13 protein-coding genes and 1 riboswitch are annotated in these 15591 nt (G+C 63.3%); of the genes, 11 read left to right on the top strand and 2 right to left on the bottom strand.

Translation table 11 applies throughout. From position 1 onward, the window contains the following. The first annotated feature begins 17 nt into the window (after positions 1-17). Positions 18-113, top strand: a riboswitch (glycine riboswitch). Positions 114-270: 157 nt separating this feature from the next. The 3 genes from gcvT to gcvP are packed head-to-tail and all read left to right on the top strand — an operon-like array spanning position 271 to position 4755. Beyond that, the gene (gcvT, locus tag E3T41_RS13450; protein WP_134479046.1) at positions 271-1434 is read left to right on the top strand and encodes a glycine cleavage system aminomethyltransferase GcvT; all 1164 of its coding nucleotides are present in this window, start codon (positions 271-273) and stop codon (positions 1432-1434) included. 26 nt (positions 1435-1460) lie between these two features. After that, positions 1461-1847, top strand: coding sequence for a glycine cleavage system protein GcvH (gene gcvH, locus E3T41_RS13445; RefSeq protein ID WP_092450303.1), 387 nt, complete (start codon positions 1461-1463; stop codon positions 1845-1847). A gap of 7 nt (positions 1848-1854) precedes the next feature. Then, positions 1855-4755 carry an aminomethyl-transferring glycine dehydrogenase gene (gene gcvP, locus E3T41_RS13440; RefSeq protein WP_092450301.1) on the top strand — a complete coding sequence of 967 codons (2901 nt, stop codon included), beginning with the start codon at positions 1855-1857 and terminating at the stop codon, positions 4753-4755. 9 nt (positions 4756-4764) lie between these two features. On the opposite strand, the gene E3T41_RS13435 is transcribed toward gcvP, so the two are convergent. Further along, complete coding sequence (locus tag E3T41_RS13435; protein ID WP_092450299.1) at positions 4765-5556, bottom strand: CPBP family intramembrane glutamic endopeptidase; 792 nt, start codon at positions 5554-5556, stop codon at positions 4765-4767. Between the two features lie 322 nt (positions 5557-5878). Between E3T41_RS13435 and E3T41_RS13430 the strand changes: the two genes are divergently transcribed. The 4 genes from E3T41_RS13430 (at position 5879) to E3T41_RS13415 (ending at position 11301) form a co-directional block, all read left to right on the top strand. Then, positions 5879-7537: an ABC transporter substrate-binding protein gene (locus tag E3T41_RS13430; protein WP_241991178.1), complete on the top strand. Its 1659-nt coding sequence runs from the start codon at positions 5879-5881 to the stop codon at positions 7535-7537. 152 nt (positions 7538-7689) lie between these two features. Beyond that, positions 7690-8619, top strand: coding sequence for an ABC transporter permease (locus E3T41_RS13425; protein ID WP_092450296.1), 930 nt, complete (start codon positions 7690-7692; stop codon positions 8617-8619). Beyond that, positions 8609-9556 (top strand): ABC transporter permease, encoded by a 948-nt coding sequence (locus tag E3T41_RS13420; protein WP_092450294.1) that lies wholly within the window; start codon positions 8609-8611, stop codon positions 9554-9556. Before E3T41_RS13425 ends, E3T41_RS13420 begins: the two co-directional genes overlap by 11 nt. Continuing rightward, positions 9553-11301 (top strand): ABC transporter ATP-binding protein, encoded by a 1749-nt coding sequence (locus E3T41_RS13415; RefSeq protein WP_134479042.1) that lies wholly within the window; start codon positions 9553-9555, stop codon positions 11299-11301. Before E3T41_RS13420 ends, E3T41_RS13415 begins: the two co-directional genes overlap by 4 nt. 440 nt (positions 11302-11741) lie before the next feature. Here E3T41_RS13415 and E3T41_RS13410 read toward each other — a convergent pair whose 3' ends face one another. Next, positions 11742-12350, bottom strand: coding sequence for a PH domain-containing protein (locus tag E3T41_RS13410; RefSeq protein ID WP_134479040.1), 609 nt, complete (start codon positions 12348-12350; stop codon positions 11742-11744). 65 nt (positions 12351-12415) lie between these two features. Between E3T41_RS13410 and E3T41_RS13405 the strand changes: the two genes are divergently transcribed. The 4 genes from E3T41_RS13405 (at position 12416) to E3T41_RS13395 (ending at position 15411) form a co-directional block, all read left to right on the top strand. Beyond that, positions 12416-12595: a hypothetical protein gene (locus E3T41_RS13405; protein ID WP_134479038.1), complete on the top strand. Its 180-nt coding sequence runs from the start codon at positions 12416-12418 to the stop codon at positions 12593-12595. 72 nt (positions 12596-12667) lie between these two features. Next, the gene (locus tag E3T41_RS17965; protein ID WP_166787603.1) at positions 12668-12838 is read left to right on the top strand and encodes a hypothetical protein; all 171 of its coding nucleotides are present in this window, start codon (positions 12668-12670) and stop codon (positions 12836-12838) included. Between the two features lie 110 nt (positions 12839-12948). Next, a complete protein-coding gene (locus E3T41_RS13400; RefSeq protein ID WP_134495622.1) occupies positions 12949-13482 on the top strand; it encodes a hypothetical protein in 534 nt (177 codons plus the stop codon). Positions 13483-13635: 153 nt separating this feature from the next. Next, entirely contained in the window at positions 13636-15411 is a 1776-nt protein-coding gene (locus E3T41_RS13395) for an ABC transporter family substrate-binding protein (RefSeq protein ID WP_241991177.1), read from the top strand. The last annotated feature ends 180 nt before the right edge of the window (positions 15412-15591 follow it).

The following is a 15591-nucleotide window of genomic DNA, read 5'->3' as shown; positions in this document are numbered from 1 at the left end:
ACTGAATATCGGGCTATATGGACGGTGCGGGAGAGTTCGGCGCGACAGCGTGCGAACACCGAAGGAGCAATCCTCCCCGACAATCTCTCAGGTACTCGTACCGCATCGAACTGGCCACTCTGAAAAGTAGATTGTGCGTGCCTGACAATCTCGCCCACGGTGAAAGTCAGCGCCCGCGCGCTGGTGAAGCTCTCAGGCACGAGCGACAGAGGGGGAGTTCCCACGCGGCTCAAACGAGCCGTGCACACCATCCTGTGACCCGGAGAACTCATGACCACGGCCGATTCCAGCACCCCCGACTCCACCGATTCACGAAATACCGAACACTTCTCCCCTCTGCACCAGGCGCACGTCGATGCCGATGCCAGCTTCACCGACTTCGCTGGCTGGCAGATGCCGGTGCGCTACTCCAGCGATCTCGCCGAGCACCACGCCGTGCGCAACGCGGCCGGCCTGTTTGACCTGTCCCACATGGCCGAAATTCTGGTCGAAGGCACGGATGCCGCCGCCTACCTCGACTACGCGCTGGCCGGCGAGCTCTCGGGTATCGAACTCTTGCAGGCCAAGTACAGCCTGCTGCTGGCCGAGAACGGCGGCATCATCGACGATCTCGTCGTCTACCGCCTCGATGAAACCAAGTTTCTGGTTGTGGCCAACGCCGGCAACAGATTCGCCGCGTTCGACGCGTTGCTCGCCCGTGCCGAAGGCTTCGACGTGAGCGTCGTTGACCAGAGCGACGACTACGCGCTGATCGCCGTGCAGGGTCCGAACGCCCTCGCCATTCTGCGCGCCACCGGCGGCGTCACCGACGTCGGCACCGACCTGCTGTTCATGAAGTATTACCGAATCACGGATGCCTTCTTCCGTGGCCAGCCGCTGCTGGTCGCCCGCACCGGGTACACCGGTGAAGACGGTTTCGAGCTCTACCTCGCGGCCGACCAGGCCCGTGAGCTCTGGGACGCACTCGTGGTCGCCGGCGCCGACCGCGGCCTGGTGCCGGCTGGGCTGGCCAGCCGCGATACCCTCCGCCTCGAGGCTGGCATGCCACTCTACGGTCACGAATTGACCCTCAACACCTTCCCGGTCCAGGCCGGACTCGGCCGCGTCGTCAACCTGAAGAAGGAGAACGACTTCGTCGGCCGAGCGGCCAGCGTTGCGGGGCCGGAGGCTGGGGCATCCGTTTTGGTCGGTCTGATTTCCGCTGGCAAGCGTGCCGGACGCGCGGACTACGAGATCTTCCGCAGCGTCGATGCGGAAAACGCCGACGGCGTCATCACCAGCGGCGCCCTGTCGCCGACCCTCGGTTACCCGATCGCCATGGCCTACGTCAGCCCCGACCTCGCCCGTCTCGGCACCGAGGTCTACGTCGACGTACGGGGTACCCGCATTCCGGCGACCGTCACCTCGCTCCCCTTCTATAAGCGCGTCAAGTAGACCCTCACCCTGCGAAAGGCAATCCCATGACAAACACATCTTCGCTTCAGCCGTCCGAACTTCAATACACCGCCGAGCACGAATGGGTTTTAGTCGATGGCAGCGTCGCGACCGTCGGCATCACCGCGTATGCCGCCGAAAAGCTCGGTGACGTCGTTTTCGTCGAACTGCCGGGCGTCGGCAGCACCGTCGCCAGCGGCACGGTCGTCGGCGAAATTGAATCGACCAAGTCGGTCGGTGAACTGTTCGCTCCGGTCAACGGCACCGTCACAGAAACCAACGACGCCGTCGTGGACAGCCCCGAACTGGTCAACAGCGACCCCTTCGGCGCGGGCTGGCTGATCAAGGTCGAATTCGAGACTCTCCCCACGCTGCTCAGCTTTGCCGAGTATTCCGCCCTGATCGGGGAGTAGACGCACTATGAGCCAGGCTTTCACTCAGCGTCACATCGGAACGGATGTCGACGCCCAGTCCCACATGCTCGCCACGCTCGGCTACGACTCGGTGGAACACCTCGTCTCCGCCGCCATGCCGGCATCAATCCACGCCGACCTGTTTCGGCAGGACGGCGACAGTGCCCTGCCGCCCGCCGCAACCGAGAGCGAAGCCGTCGCGGAGTTGCGCGCCCTCGCCGGCCGCAACACGGTCAAACGCTCGATGATCGGCCAGGGCTACTACGATACGTTCACGCCCGCCGTGATCAAGCGCAACGTGTTCGAAAACCCCAGCTGGTACACCGCCTACACGCCGTACCAGCCGGAAATCTCGCAGGGCCGGCTCGAGGCCCTGATCAATTTTCAGACCATGATCGCCGACCTCACCGGGCTGACCACGGCCAACGCGTCGATGCTCGACGAGTCAACGGCCGTCGTCGAGGGCATGCTGCTCGCCCTGCGCGCGTCCAAGTCGGGCTCGCGCCGCTTCATCGTTGACACGGATGCCTTCCCCCAGACGCACGCGCTGCTCGCCAATCGCGCCGCCGTACTCGGCATCGAACTCGCCCAGGTTGACCTGAGCGAGCAGACCACGGCCGAGGATCTAGGCGACTATTTCGGTGTCTTCGTGCAGTACCCGTCCGGCTCCGGTCGCATCTGGAACCCGCAGACCGTCATCGACCTGGCGCACGAACACAAGGCGCTCGCCGTTGTGGCCGCTGACCTGCTCGCCCTCACCCTGCTGAAGTCGCCCGGCGACCTCGGCGCCGACGTCGCCGTCGGCACCAGCCAGCGCTTCGGTGTGCCGATGGGCTTCGGCGGACCGCACGCCGGCTACATGGCCGTGCGCAAGGGACTCGAACGCCAGTTGCCCGGCCGCCTGGTGGGAGTGAGCGTGGACGCCACCGGCCACCCCGCCTACCGCCTCGCCCTGCAGGTACGCGAACAGCACATTCGCCGCGACAAAGCCACCTCGAACATCTGCACCGCCCAGGTGCTGCTCGCCGTCATGGCCGGCATGTATGCCGTCTATCACGGGCCCGAGGGCCTGAAAACGATCGCCACCCGGGTGCACGAGCGGGCCGGTGCCCTCGTCGCCGCCCTGCGCGCGATCGACGTCGACGTGCTCACCGACGCGTTCTTTGACACGTTCCAGATCAACGTGCCGGCGGGCGCCGCCGAGGTCGTCGCGAAGGCAGCCGCGAGCGGCTACAACCTGCACCAGGTCGATGAGAACATCATCAGCGTGTCGGTGGATGAGACCACCACGCTTGCCGACCTCTCTTATATCGTCGGAGCGTTCGGCGGCCGCTCGGCATTCGGCCACGTCGACTTCGACGCCGTGCAGCACGGGCTGCCGACCGATCTCGATCGCACCAGCGATTTTCTCACCCACCCGGTGTTCAACACGCACCGCTCCGAGACCAGCATGATGCGTTACCTCAAGCGCCTCGCCGACTACGATTATGCGCTCGACCGCGGCATGATCCCGCTCGGCTCCTGCACCATGAAGCTCAACGCGGCGAGCGAGATGGAGGCCGTCAGCTGGCCCGAATTCGCCGGAATCCACCCATTCGCACCGCGCGCCGACGTCGAGGGCTACCTGCACCTGGTGCGCCAGCTCGAAACCTGGCTCACGGATGTCACCGGTTACGATTCTGTGTCGCTCCAGCCGAACGCCGGCAGCCAGGGCGAACTGGCCGGGCTGCTCGCCATTCGTGGCTACCACCAGTCCAATGGGGAGAGTGCCCGCACGGTCTGCCTGATCCCGTCGAGTGCGCACGGCACCAATGCGGCATCCGCTGCCCTGGCCGGCATGCGTGTCGTGGTCGTGGCCTGCGACGAGCTCGGCAACGTTGACCTCGCCGATCTGCACGCCAAGATCGCCGAGCACGCGGCCGATCTGGCCGCGCTCATGATCACCTACCCGTCCACCCACGGCGTGTATGAGCACGAGGTCGCCACCATTTGTGCGGCCGTGCACGCGGCCGGTGGCCAGGTTTACGTCGACGGCGCCAACCTCAACGCGCTGCTCGGATTCGCCCGGTACGGCGATTTCGGCGGCGACGTCTCGCACCTGAACCTGCACAAGACCTTCTGCATCCCGCACGGCGGCGGCGGTCCGGGTGTCGGTCCGGTTGCGGCCAAGGCGCACCTCGCGGCGTTCCTGCCGGGGCATCCGCTTGCCCAGAGTGACGAGCATTACCTGCTCGGCAGCGGGGGAGCCTCGGCCACCGTCGTGCACGCTGGCGGACCGGTCTCGGCTGCGCCCTACGGCAGCCCGAGCATCCTGCCCATCTCCTGGGCGTATGTGCGCATGATGGGCATCGATGGCCTCAAGCAGGCCACCGGTGCCGCAGTGCTCGCCGCCAATTACGTCGCCAAGCGCCTGGAGAACAGCTACCCGCTTCTCTATTCCGGCGAAAACGGCCTGGTCGCGCACGAGTGCATCCTCGACCTGCGTCCGCTCACCGCGGCCACGGGGATCAGCGTGGACGACGTGGCCAAACGCCTCGTCGACTACGGCTTCCACTCGCCGACGATGAGTTTTCCGGTCGCCGGCACGCTCATGGTCGAGCCCACCGAGAGTGAAGACCTCGGCGAAATCGACCGCTTCTGCGACGCCATGATCGCGATCAAGGCTGAAGCGGATGCCGTCGCCGCCGGCCGCTGGCCCGCCGACGACAACCCCCTGCACAACGCTCCGCACACCGCGCAGTCCGTGATCGAGGGGGAGTGGGAGCATCCCTACGACCGGGCAACGGCGGTGTATCCGCTGGCGTCGCTCGTGCGCAACAAATACTGGCCGCCGGTGCGCCGCATCGACAACGCCTACGGCGACCGCAACCTGGTCTGCGCCTGCCCGCCGCCCGAAGCCTTCGAGTAGGGGACGGGGCTAGCTGGCCGGGGCGAGCAGTCCCGGCCACCAGGCCAGCGCGAGCGGGTACCCGACGAACGAGAGAATGTCGAGCAGCCAGTGCGTCACCACGAGCGGCATGGTGCGCCCCCAGCGGGTGTAGCACCAGCCGAACACGACTCCCATGGCCACGTTGCCGAAGAACGGTCCGACGCCCTGGTACAGGTGGTAGCTGCCACGCAGCACGGCTGAGCTCAGAATGATCGTCCAGGTCGACCAGCCGAGCTCACGCAGCCGGGTGAACAGGTAGCCGACCACGATGATCTCCTCGACCAGCGCCGCCTTCAGTGCGGCGAACACGAGAATGGGGATGGTCCACCAGAACGTGTCGAGCGGTGAGGGCACGACGGCCACGGTGAAGCCGAAGGCGCGCCCGGCCAGGTAGAGCGCGAGCCCCGGAATACCGATCACGAGCAGCAGCCCGAACCCGCCGAGTACGTCCTTACCTGGCCGGGTCAGGTCGAAGCCGAGCCGGGTGAACGGGTTCTGCCCGGGCTTCCAGAGCAGAAACAGCACCAGCGCTACCGCTGCGAGACCGAACGCGATGCCGAGAAACTGGTAGGTGAAGTCGAGCCACTCCCGCGGCGACTGCGAGCCGTTGATCGTCGCTGACTGGTCGGCGAGCGGTGTTACATCGGTCAGCCGGGCCACGATCGACACGATCGAGTAAACGGCCGACGCCCCGAGCGACAGCGCGAGCACTATGCCGATCTCCCAATACAACGGTGAATTTCCGAGCCGGGAACGGTGCGGGGCGGATGCTGGCGGCATGGCCCTATCCTGCCACCCCGGCATCCGCAGACGCTCGCGTCGCGATCGCGGGGGAAGCATCCGTTCGAAACCCGCCCCGCAACATATGTGCAAAATGACAGTGTGTGACGCTCAATAGTTGTCAGATAGATTGCGCGTCTGTAAAATTTTTCATCGTATTGCCCAATCTGGATTAGTAACAAACTAGGGTCGTAACAACCCCCCAATATTGAGCCGGTTCTTTCGCGGTCAAAATTGGGTTGACTCTATTGGCGCGTGCCACGGTCAAGAGCTGTGTCAGGCGCCCTTTTGTGCATAGGAGCAAAAATTGAAAATCAGGAGAATGGGCATTGTTGCCATCGCTCTCGCCTCGACCGGAGCCCTCGTGCTCTCGGGTTGCGCTGGAGAATCAACGACATCGGCTGACGGCACCGCGATCATCACGACGAACGGCAGCGAACCGCAGATGTCGCTGATCCCGACCAACACCACCGAGGTGGGCGGCGGAAAGATCATCACGTCCATCTTCGCCGGTCTGGTCTCGTACTCGGCGGACGGCGAGATTCAGAACGAGGTCGCCGAGTCGATCGAGTCCGACGACGCCACGACCTGGACCGTCACGCTGAACGACGGCTGGACTTTCACCAACGACGAGCCCGTCACGGCATCGTCCTTCGTTGATGCCTGGAACTATGGCGCGCTGTCCACCAACGCCCAGGGTTCCTCCTACTTCTTCGACAACATCGTCGGCTACTCCGACGTCTCCAACATGATCGACGACCCGACCGGCGCGACCGACGAGGACGGCAACGTTCTTCGCGTTGCCTCGCCGCTCGCCGAGACCATGTCTGGCCTGACGGTCGTCGACGACACCACGTTCACCGTGGAGCTCGCCGGAACCGAGGCCGACTGGCCGCTCCGCCTCGGCTACACGGCCTACTCGCCGCTGCCCGAGGTTGCTTTCGAAGACATGGATGCCTTTGGTCAGAACCCGATCGGCAACGGCCCGTACGAGCTCGCGAGCGAGAACGCCTGGGAGCACGAGGTGCAGATCGAACTCGTCACCAACCCCGACTACGCGGGTGTGCGCACCCCCGCCAATGATGGATTAACCATCATCTTCTATGCCTCCTTCGATGCCGCTTACGCGGCCGTGCAGGGCGGCGACCTCGACGTGCTCGATGCCATCCCCGAATCCGCCCTCGCGAGCTACGAGTCGGACTTCCCGGATACCTTCATCAACGAGCCCGCCGCGGTATTCCAGGCCTTCAACATGCCGTACTACCTCGAGCACTGGTCCGGCGATGAGGGCAAGCTGCGTCGCGCCGCCGTCTCCATGGCCATTGACCGCGCCGAGATCACCGACGTCGTCTTCCAGAACACCCGCACCCCCGCCACCGACTTCACCTCCCCGGTTATCGATGGCTACTCCGATTCCCTCGCGGGTTCCGAAGTGCTCGAATTCAACCCCGAAGAGGCCCTCGCACTCTGGGCCGAAGCCGATGCCATCTCGCCGTACACCGGCACCTTTGACATCGCGTACAACGCCGACGGACCCCACCAGGTCTGGGTCGACGCCGTCGTCAACAGCGTCAAGAACACCCTCGGCATCGACGCAGTCGGCAAGCCGTACCCGACCTTCGGCGCTGCACTTGAAGACCGTGACGCTCAGGCACTGACCGGTGCTACTCGCGCCGGATGGCAGGCCGACTACCCGTCGCTGTACAACTTCCTTGCGCCGCTGTACCAGACCGGTGCCGGTTCGAACTACGAGGGCTACAGCAGCGAGGCATTCGACACGCTCCTGAAGGAAGGCGCCGCGGCATCCAGCGTTGAAGAAGCCACCGCCAAGTACGTCGAGGCTCAGGAAGTCCTGCTGCAGGACCTCCCGACCATCCCGCTGTGGTACCAGAACACCTCCGGTGTCTGGTCCGACACGGTGAGCAACGTTGAGTTCGGCTGGGATTCCGTGCCGCTCTACCACGCAATCACCAAGAACTAATAGTTCGTTCCTAGTTCCTCGTTCGTCGTTACGAGAGGCCCGGGGGTCATTCCCCGGGCCTCTCGAGTTCCCCTTAATGATTGCGAATCTTTCATGCACTCGACTTCACCCGTGCCAATCAGCACCGTGTCAACTGCGCCGACGGGTAGCTGATGCTCTGGTATACCGGCAAACGTCTGCTCCAGATGATCCCCGTGTTCTTCGGCGCCACGTTTCTCATCTACTTCATGGTGTTCTCCTTGCCCGGAGATCCCATCGCTGCCCTCTACGGCGAACGTCCCCCGTCGGACGCCGTTATTGCCCAAATTCGCGCCGAGTACAACCTCGACAAGCCGTTTTTTGTGCAATACCTGCTCTACATTGGAAACTTCTTCCAAGGTGACCTCGGAACGACCTATTCCGGTCGCTCCGTCTCCGATGTAATGGCCTCCGCGTTCCCGATCACGGCCCGACTGGCCATGCTCGCTCTCGCCTTCGAAGCCTTCTTCGGCATCCTCGTCGGCCTCATTGCCGGGCTCCGCAAGGGCAAGCTTTTCGATGCCAGCGCCCTCGTCGTGAGCCTGCTGCTGATCAGCGTGCCGACCTTCGTGATCGGCTTCGTGCTGCAGTTCGTCTTCGGCGTGCAACTGGGCTGGGCCCGCACCACGGTCAGTGGAGCAGCACCGCTTGACGAACTGATTTTGCCAGCGCTGGTGCTGGCATCCGTTTCGTTTGCCTATATTGTGCGCCTCACCCGGGCCAGCGTGTCCGACAACCTCAACGCCGACTTTGTGCGCACCGCCACAGCGAAGGGGCTGTCCCGCCCCCGCGTCGTGACCGTGCACGTGCTGCGCAACTCGCTCGTACCAGTGATCACCTTTCTCGGTGTCGACATCGGCTCGCTCATGGTCGGTGCCATCGTCACCGAGGGAATCTTCAATATCAACGGGGTCGGTGGAACCGTCTTCAAGGCCATTCGCCTCGGCGAAGGACCGACCGTGGTGTCGTTCATCGCCGTCATGGTGGTGATCTTCGTGCTCGCCAACCTGCTCGTCGATCTGCTGTACGCAGCTCTGGACCCAAGGATCCGTTATGCCAAGTAAGAACCAGGGCGCGCAGCCGCACTTTGTTGCAGCGCTCGAAGACACCCCCCTCGTGGCCATCGACCACCTCGACGAGACCGCGAAAGCGCGCAGCACCTGGGCGGATGCCTGGGACGCGATGCGTCGTCGGCCCGCCTTCTGGATTTCCTCCGGACTCATCCTGCTCATCGTCTTGGTGGCGCTGGTTCCCGGATGGTTCTCGTCGGTGTCGCCGACCCAGTGCCAGCTGTCGGACAGCAACGGGGGGCCGCAGTCGGGGCATCCGCTCGGCTTCACCTTCCAGGGCTGCGACGTCTATGCCCGAATCATCTTCGGCACCAGCGCCTCGGTAACCGTCGGCATGTTGGCTGCGGCGATCGTGACTCTGTTCGGCCTCATCGTCGGTGCCCTCGCCGGCTACTACGGCGGTTTCCTCGACGCCATCGTCTCTCGCATCGGCGACATCTTCTTCGCCGTTCCGACCGTGCTCGGCGCCATCGTGCTGCTCTCGGTGCTGCCCGACCGTACCCCGGTGGTCATCGCGCTCGTCATCTCGATCTTCGCCTGGCCGCAGGTCGCCCGCATCATGCGCGGCGCCGTGCTGACCGCGCGAAACTCGGACTACGTGGTGGCGTCGGTCGCACTCGGCGTGTCCAAGTTCAAGATTCTGGTGCGCCACGTGGTTCCCAACGCCATCGCCCCCGTGATCGTCATCGCGACGGTCTCACTCGGCACGTTCATCGTTGCCGAAGCCACGCTCTCGTTCCTCGGTATCGGCCTCGGGCCGGGCACAATGTCGTGGGGACGCGATATCGGCGAAGCGCAGACATCCATTCGTACGAGCCCGCAGGTGCTGCTGTATCCCTCGATCGCGCTCTCCCTGACCGTGCTGGCGTTCCTCATGCTCGGTGACGTGCTCCGCGACGCGCTCGACCCCCAGGCGAGGGCACGCCGATGACCCAGTTAGTGACCGAAACCGTGAACCAGACTCCTTCCGCCGACTCCGAACCGCTCCTGGAGATCCGCGATCTCGAGGTCGGCTTCCGCACCCAGCGCGGCATCGTGCCCGCCGTGCGCGGCGTCAGCCTCACGCTTTACCCCGGTCAGACCCTCGCGATCGTCGGGGAGTCCGGTTCGGGCAAGACCACGACGGCCCAAGCGATCATTAAACTGTTGGCCGGCACCGGCCAGGTGACCGGCGGGCAGATCCTGTTCGAGGGTCGCGACCTGACCATTCTGAACGCCACCGACATGCAGGCCGTGCGCGGCCGCGAGATCGGCTACGTTCCGCAGGACCCGATGAGCAACCTCAACCCGGTGTGGAACATCGGTTTTCAGGTGTCCGAAGCCATCAAGGCCAACAGCGGACTTCGCGGCAAGCCCCTGAGGGCGCGCACCATTGAAGTGCTGCAAGAGGCGGGTCTGGCGGATGCCGCTGACCGGCTCAAGCAATACCCGCACCAATTCTCCGGCGGCATGCGTCAGCGTGTGCTCATCGGTATCGGACTGTCGGCCCGGCCGAAACTGCTCATCGCCGACGAGCCGACCAGTGCGCTCGACGTCACCGTGCAGCGCCAGATTCTCGACCACCTGGCCACCCTCACCCGGGATTACGGCACCAGCGTCCTGTTTATTACTCACGACCTCGGTCTCGCCGCGGAGCGGGCCGAGCAGCTCGTCGTGATGTACAAGGGCAAGATCGTCGAATCGGGCCCGTCGCAGGAGATCCTCGCCAACCCGCAGCACCCGTACACCCAGCGTCTGGTGGCGGCCGCGCCGAGCCTCGCCTCGCGGCGCATTCAGGCGAAGAAGAATGAGGATGGCCCGGCGACCGAAATCTTCTCGGCTGGAGGCACGGACACCGCGCTGATTCAGCGTGCTACAGACCGTGAACTTGCAGCCTCGGGCAAGGACCTCATCTCGGTCGAGGGCATCACCAAGATGTATCGCATTCGTAAGTCCGGATTGCGTTTCGACGAGCTTCTCGCTGTGAACGACGTATCGTTCGGGGTGAAGAAGGGCACCACCACGGCGATCGTGGGGGAGTCCGGTTCCGGCAAGTCCACCGTGGCCAAGCTCATTCTGCAGCTAGAGGGCCTCACCAGCGGGCGGATTGAATTCGAGGGGCGCGACGTCGCTGGCTTGAAGGGGCGCGAGCTGCTGAACTTCCGCCGCCGCGTGCAGCCCGTGTTCCAAGACCCGTACGGTTCGCTCGACCCGCAGTACAACGTGGGAAACACCATCGCCGAGCCGCTGCTCGCGCACAAGGTTGGCACCAAGCGGGAGCGGCAGAAGCGTGTGCTGCAGCTGCTCGATCAGGTGTCCCTGCCCGCATCGACCCAGTTTAGATACCCGAGCGAACTCTCCGGTGGCCAGCGTCAGCGCATCGCGATCGCGCGAGCTTTGGCATTGAAGCCCGACGTGCTCGTGCTCGACGAAGCCGTCTCCGCACTCGATGTGCTTGTGCAGGGTCAGATCCTGAACCTGCTTACCGAGTTGCAGACGGACCTGGGTCTGACGTATCTGTTCATCACGCACGACCTCGCTGTCGTGCGCCTGGTCGCCGACAATGTCTGCGTCATGCAGAAGGGACGAATCGTCGAAGCCTCGTCGACCGACGACGTGTTTGACAACCCGCGGGAGATCTACACGCAGGAACTGCTGGCGGCAATCCCCGGAGCGAACTTTGAGTTCGGGCGATAGCCGAACGCTTACTGCAATCCAGGCCCGACCGGTAATTATTCCGGCCGGGCATTTCGCCGACCGACTGCCGCGTATGGCATCTTGTGGTTGGGTGTCCCCAAACGAACGAAACGCTTCGTTCTCACGGAGCAGACGCGGGATTTGTGCAGAATGCGCGACTGGAACGATAAAAAATGGTGCAATTTCATAACGGTTCGGGTATTTCTTTGGCAAAAATGATAGATCTTCTTTCTGGCCCTAGCTAATCGCGCTTGACCTGCGGCCGCAGCACGGCGAACCTTTCACAGTGGATGACATGATTTCTGCCTGGGCGAGCGGATCCGGATACTATGACAGCGCGACGACAGGCCCGGACACCGTGCGTGTGACCACCGGCACCCAATACTTTGAGATCGGCGACAGCACCTCAGGCCTCGACACGACCCCGTTGTTCCCAGAGGCTAGGCAAGAAATATCGCCAGAACGGATGCCGCAGCGCCCGCCACCAGCACGCCGCAGCGCCCCCATGCCCAGACGACCGCAACGGGGGTCTGGGCTGCGAGGCCGTTGTCTACCTGGCCGCTACGCTGCAACGCGTCCCAGCGCGCGCGCACCAGTTGCGCCGCCTGGCCGGACTCACTTCCAAGCAGGTCGCCGAGCCGCGGCGGGCCGCTGACGTAGGGTACCGGGTCAATGGTCTGATGACGTCCGGCGCTGGTCTGGCTCCGGCCGGGCGCCGGGGCGCAGTAGACCGCGAACTTGTGCCCCGGCGTGTAAAGGGTGAGTGCGAACTTGGTGTCGACGTGCACGAGCGCCTCCCACGGCACCACGATGGTGCGCAGCGGATTGCGAATAGTCACGACATCGTCGCTCACTTGCAAGTCGGGCCGCCAAAGCACCTCCCAGACGAACAGCATGACGAACAGGGCCGGAACGGCGAGCCAGCGGTTCGATGTAGTGGGCAGCAGGAACAGACTGAGCGCGCTGAGCGCGGCAACCGTGGCAAAGATGGTGGCGATGATGCGGTTGAACCGCGAGTAGAAAACATTCGGGTCGGAAGCGACAGGCATGCAGCCATGCTGCCAGATTTTGATTGCACCCACCGCACGAGCAGCTTCGATGAAGGCAGGATTTTATGGCCGACGAGGCGACGACCGCGTTGTCTGGCCGTGTGCTGCAGGTCACCGACCTCACCGTGCACTTCGGCGTCGATAACGTTTGGGTGCCGGCCGCGCTCAGCCTGAACTATTCGATCGAGCGGGGCAACGTGTTCGCCATCGTTGGCAGGTCAGACTCGGGAAAGAGCGCCAGCTAGACGAGTATTCTCGACCTGCTCCCCGAAAACAACCGCATCTTTGGCAGCGTCAAGCTCAACAGCCGTGAGCTCATGGAACTGAAGCCCGTTCAGATACACACGGTGCACGGCGGCCAGATAGCGATGATCTTTCAGGAACCGATGACGGCGCTCAACTCGGTCGACACGATCGGGTTTCAGATCATCGAGACCCTGCGTGCCCACTTCGGCATATCCCCCTCGCAGTCCAAGACGCGCGCATGAGCTGCTCGACATGGTCGAACAGCTTAATCTGCTGATGGCGTTCAACTCCTACCCCCACCGATTGAGCGGTGGACAACGTCAGCGTGCCATGATCGCTTAATCCGTCTCCTATGGACCCGCAGTTGCTCATCGCCGACGAACCCACGACCGCCCTCGACGTGTCAGTGCATGCTCACGTGTTCCAACTCATACAGTCGCTGCAGAAGCCGGTGGACTTCGCCTGCCTGTTCATTACCCACGACCTCGCGGTCATCGACGTGCTCGCCGATCGAATTGCCGTAATGCACCACGGCCGCATCGTGAAAACCGGCACTCGAGACGAGAATCTGCGCTACCCGAAACACCCGTACACCCAGCGGCTGCTCGCGACCGCTCCCCGATCCGACCGAACAGCGCGCCCGCCGGGAGCTGCGTCGCGAGTTGCTGGCTGCGGGGATCGACGAGTAGTCAAGCCTGGAGCGTGTTCTAGCTTCTGCGACGAAATCGGTTTTCGTCGCAGAGTGTGCAGAAAGTGCGAACTGTTCGTAAGCCTCGCCGACTGCAACGCTAAACCGGCCTGTATTATATCTCAGCGCGCCCGCAAAACGGGAGCGCTTGTGAGCAATATACAGATATTTTGTCTTCTTTATGAGAATAATTCATAGAAAGCGTGTTTTTGAGTTACCAGTGTGTAACGTTTCGTACCTTGCTCGTTTGGCGTACTACAGCCGCCCTAGGGTCGAAGCACCACCAGGGCGGCGGCGCGACAAAAAAAATGCGCGGCCGTCATTTGCACACACACTGCACAGGAGGAAAATTTGTTCATTTCAACACCACACGTAAAGCGCCTGGCCATGGCCGGCGCAATAGCGGGTGTCGCTTCGCTTTTCTTGGCGGGTTGCACCACTACTGATGACCTCGAAACGCCCGCGGAGTCCGGCGGAACCGTGCGCATTGCCGAGGTCAACGAGCTCAGCTCGTTCAACACCGGGACGGCAGACGGAAACGTCGACATCAACAACCAGCTTGACTACTTCACCCAGGGGGACTTCTTTCACCTCGACGACACCGCTTCGTTGGTCTATGACGAGGGGTTCGGCACGGTCGAGCTCCTTTCTGAAGACCCGCTGTCGGTCAAGTACACCGTCAATGACGACGTTGTCTGGTCCGACGGGGAATCCATCGACGCCGATGACATGCTCCTTGGCTGGGCCGCGCAGTCCGGCTACTTCGATGACGCCGATGCTGAAGCCACCGTCGGCACGACCTACTTCAGCCCGGCCGGCAGCACGACCGGCCTCGACCAGATGGCTTTCCCCGAGGTTGGAGATGACGGCAAGTCGATCACCGTCACCTACTCCGGTCCCTATGCCGATTGGACGTTGTTCTCACCGATGAGCGTTCCGGCGCACGTGCTGGCCGAGCAGGCCGGCTTCGAGCCGGATGGCATGATCGCTATTCTGGAAGCCGCAACCGAGGGCAACGTCGACGCTCCGGTCGAGACCAACGCAGACCTGCGGGCCGTCGCTGATTTCTGGAACAATGGTTACGCGACTTCGTCGCTCCCAAGTGATTCTTCGTTGTACCTGTCGTCCGGCCCGTTCGTGGTCTCATCGTGGGACCCGGCACAGTCGGTCACTCTTTCCGTCAACGACACCTACACCGGCGACCTGTCGCCTGTTGGCATCGACCAGATCGTCGTGCGGTTCATCGGCGACGCGAACGCTCAGGTACAGGCGCTGCAGAACGGTGAGGTTGACATCATCAACCCACAGGCATCGGCGGATACGCTGTCGTCGCTTGAGGCTCTCACCGGCGTCAAGGTGCTGACCGGCGATACCGGCAGCTACGACCACGTCGACCTGAACTTTGCGGCCGGTGGAGTTTTCGCTGACGCCAACGTGCGTGAGGCTTTCCTGAAGACCATCCCGCGCGAACAGATTCTCGACGCGATCATTCGCCCGCTCGACCCAGAAGCCGAACTGCTCAACTCTCAGATCTTCTTCCCGGGCGTGAATGGCTACGACGAGGCCACCTCGACCAACGGCTCAGACGCCTACGACACGGTTGACATTTCCGGTGCTACCGCGTTGCTCGCCGGTGCCACACCGACAGTTCGGCTGGCCTACAGCAACGCCAACACCAACAGGGTCGACGCGTTCCTGGCCATTCAGGCTTCGGCTGCTGAAGCCGGTTTCATCGTCGTTGATGGTGGCCTTCCGGCCGACCAGTGGGGCGACGCCCTTGCACTTCCCGAGACCTGGGATGCCTTTATCTTCGGCTGGAGCACCGTCGGTGCTGGAGTGCTCGGCGTTCCTCAGTTGTTCGACTCCGCATCAGACAGCAACTTCGGTGGCTTCAGTGACCCGGCAGCGGATGCCCTGATGGACCAGCTCCTGGCGACGACCGACGCCGACACTCAGGTCGAACTGCAGGTTGGGGTGGAGAAAGCGCTCTGGGCGGGTGGTTTCGGACTTCCGATGTACATCCTGCCCGGCGTGATTGCCTTTGGCCCGAACGTCGACGGTATTGAGTACAGCCCTTGGCAGACTGGCCCGATCTGGAACTTCTGGGATTGGACGATGGCTGCGTAACCAGATTCCGGCATCCGTTCGTAGGCAACTCATGCCACTGAGCTAGCTCAGCGCAGATAACATAGGTGCGTCGGGGATCACGATCCCCGACGCACCTGCCTTCCGCTCGTGTTCGACCCCGATCTGACCCGCGCCCTTTGCGGGGTTGCACGTTTCCATGCGTAGACCGACGGACGACAA

The organism is Cryobacterium sp. Hh38 (genome assembly GCF_004403235.1).
Lineage (GTDB): Bacteria > Actinomycetota > Actinomycetes > Actinomycetales > Microbacteriaceae > Cryobacterium > Cryobacterium levicorallinum.
This window is presented reverse-complemented; position numbering and strand designations above follow the sequence as displayed.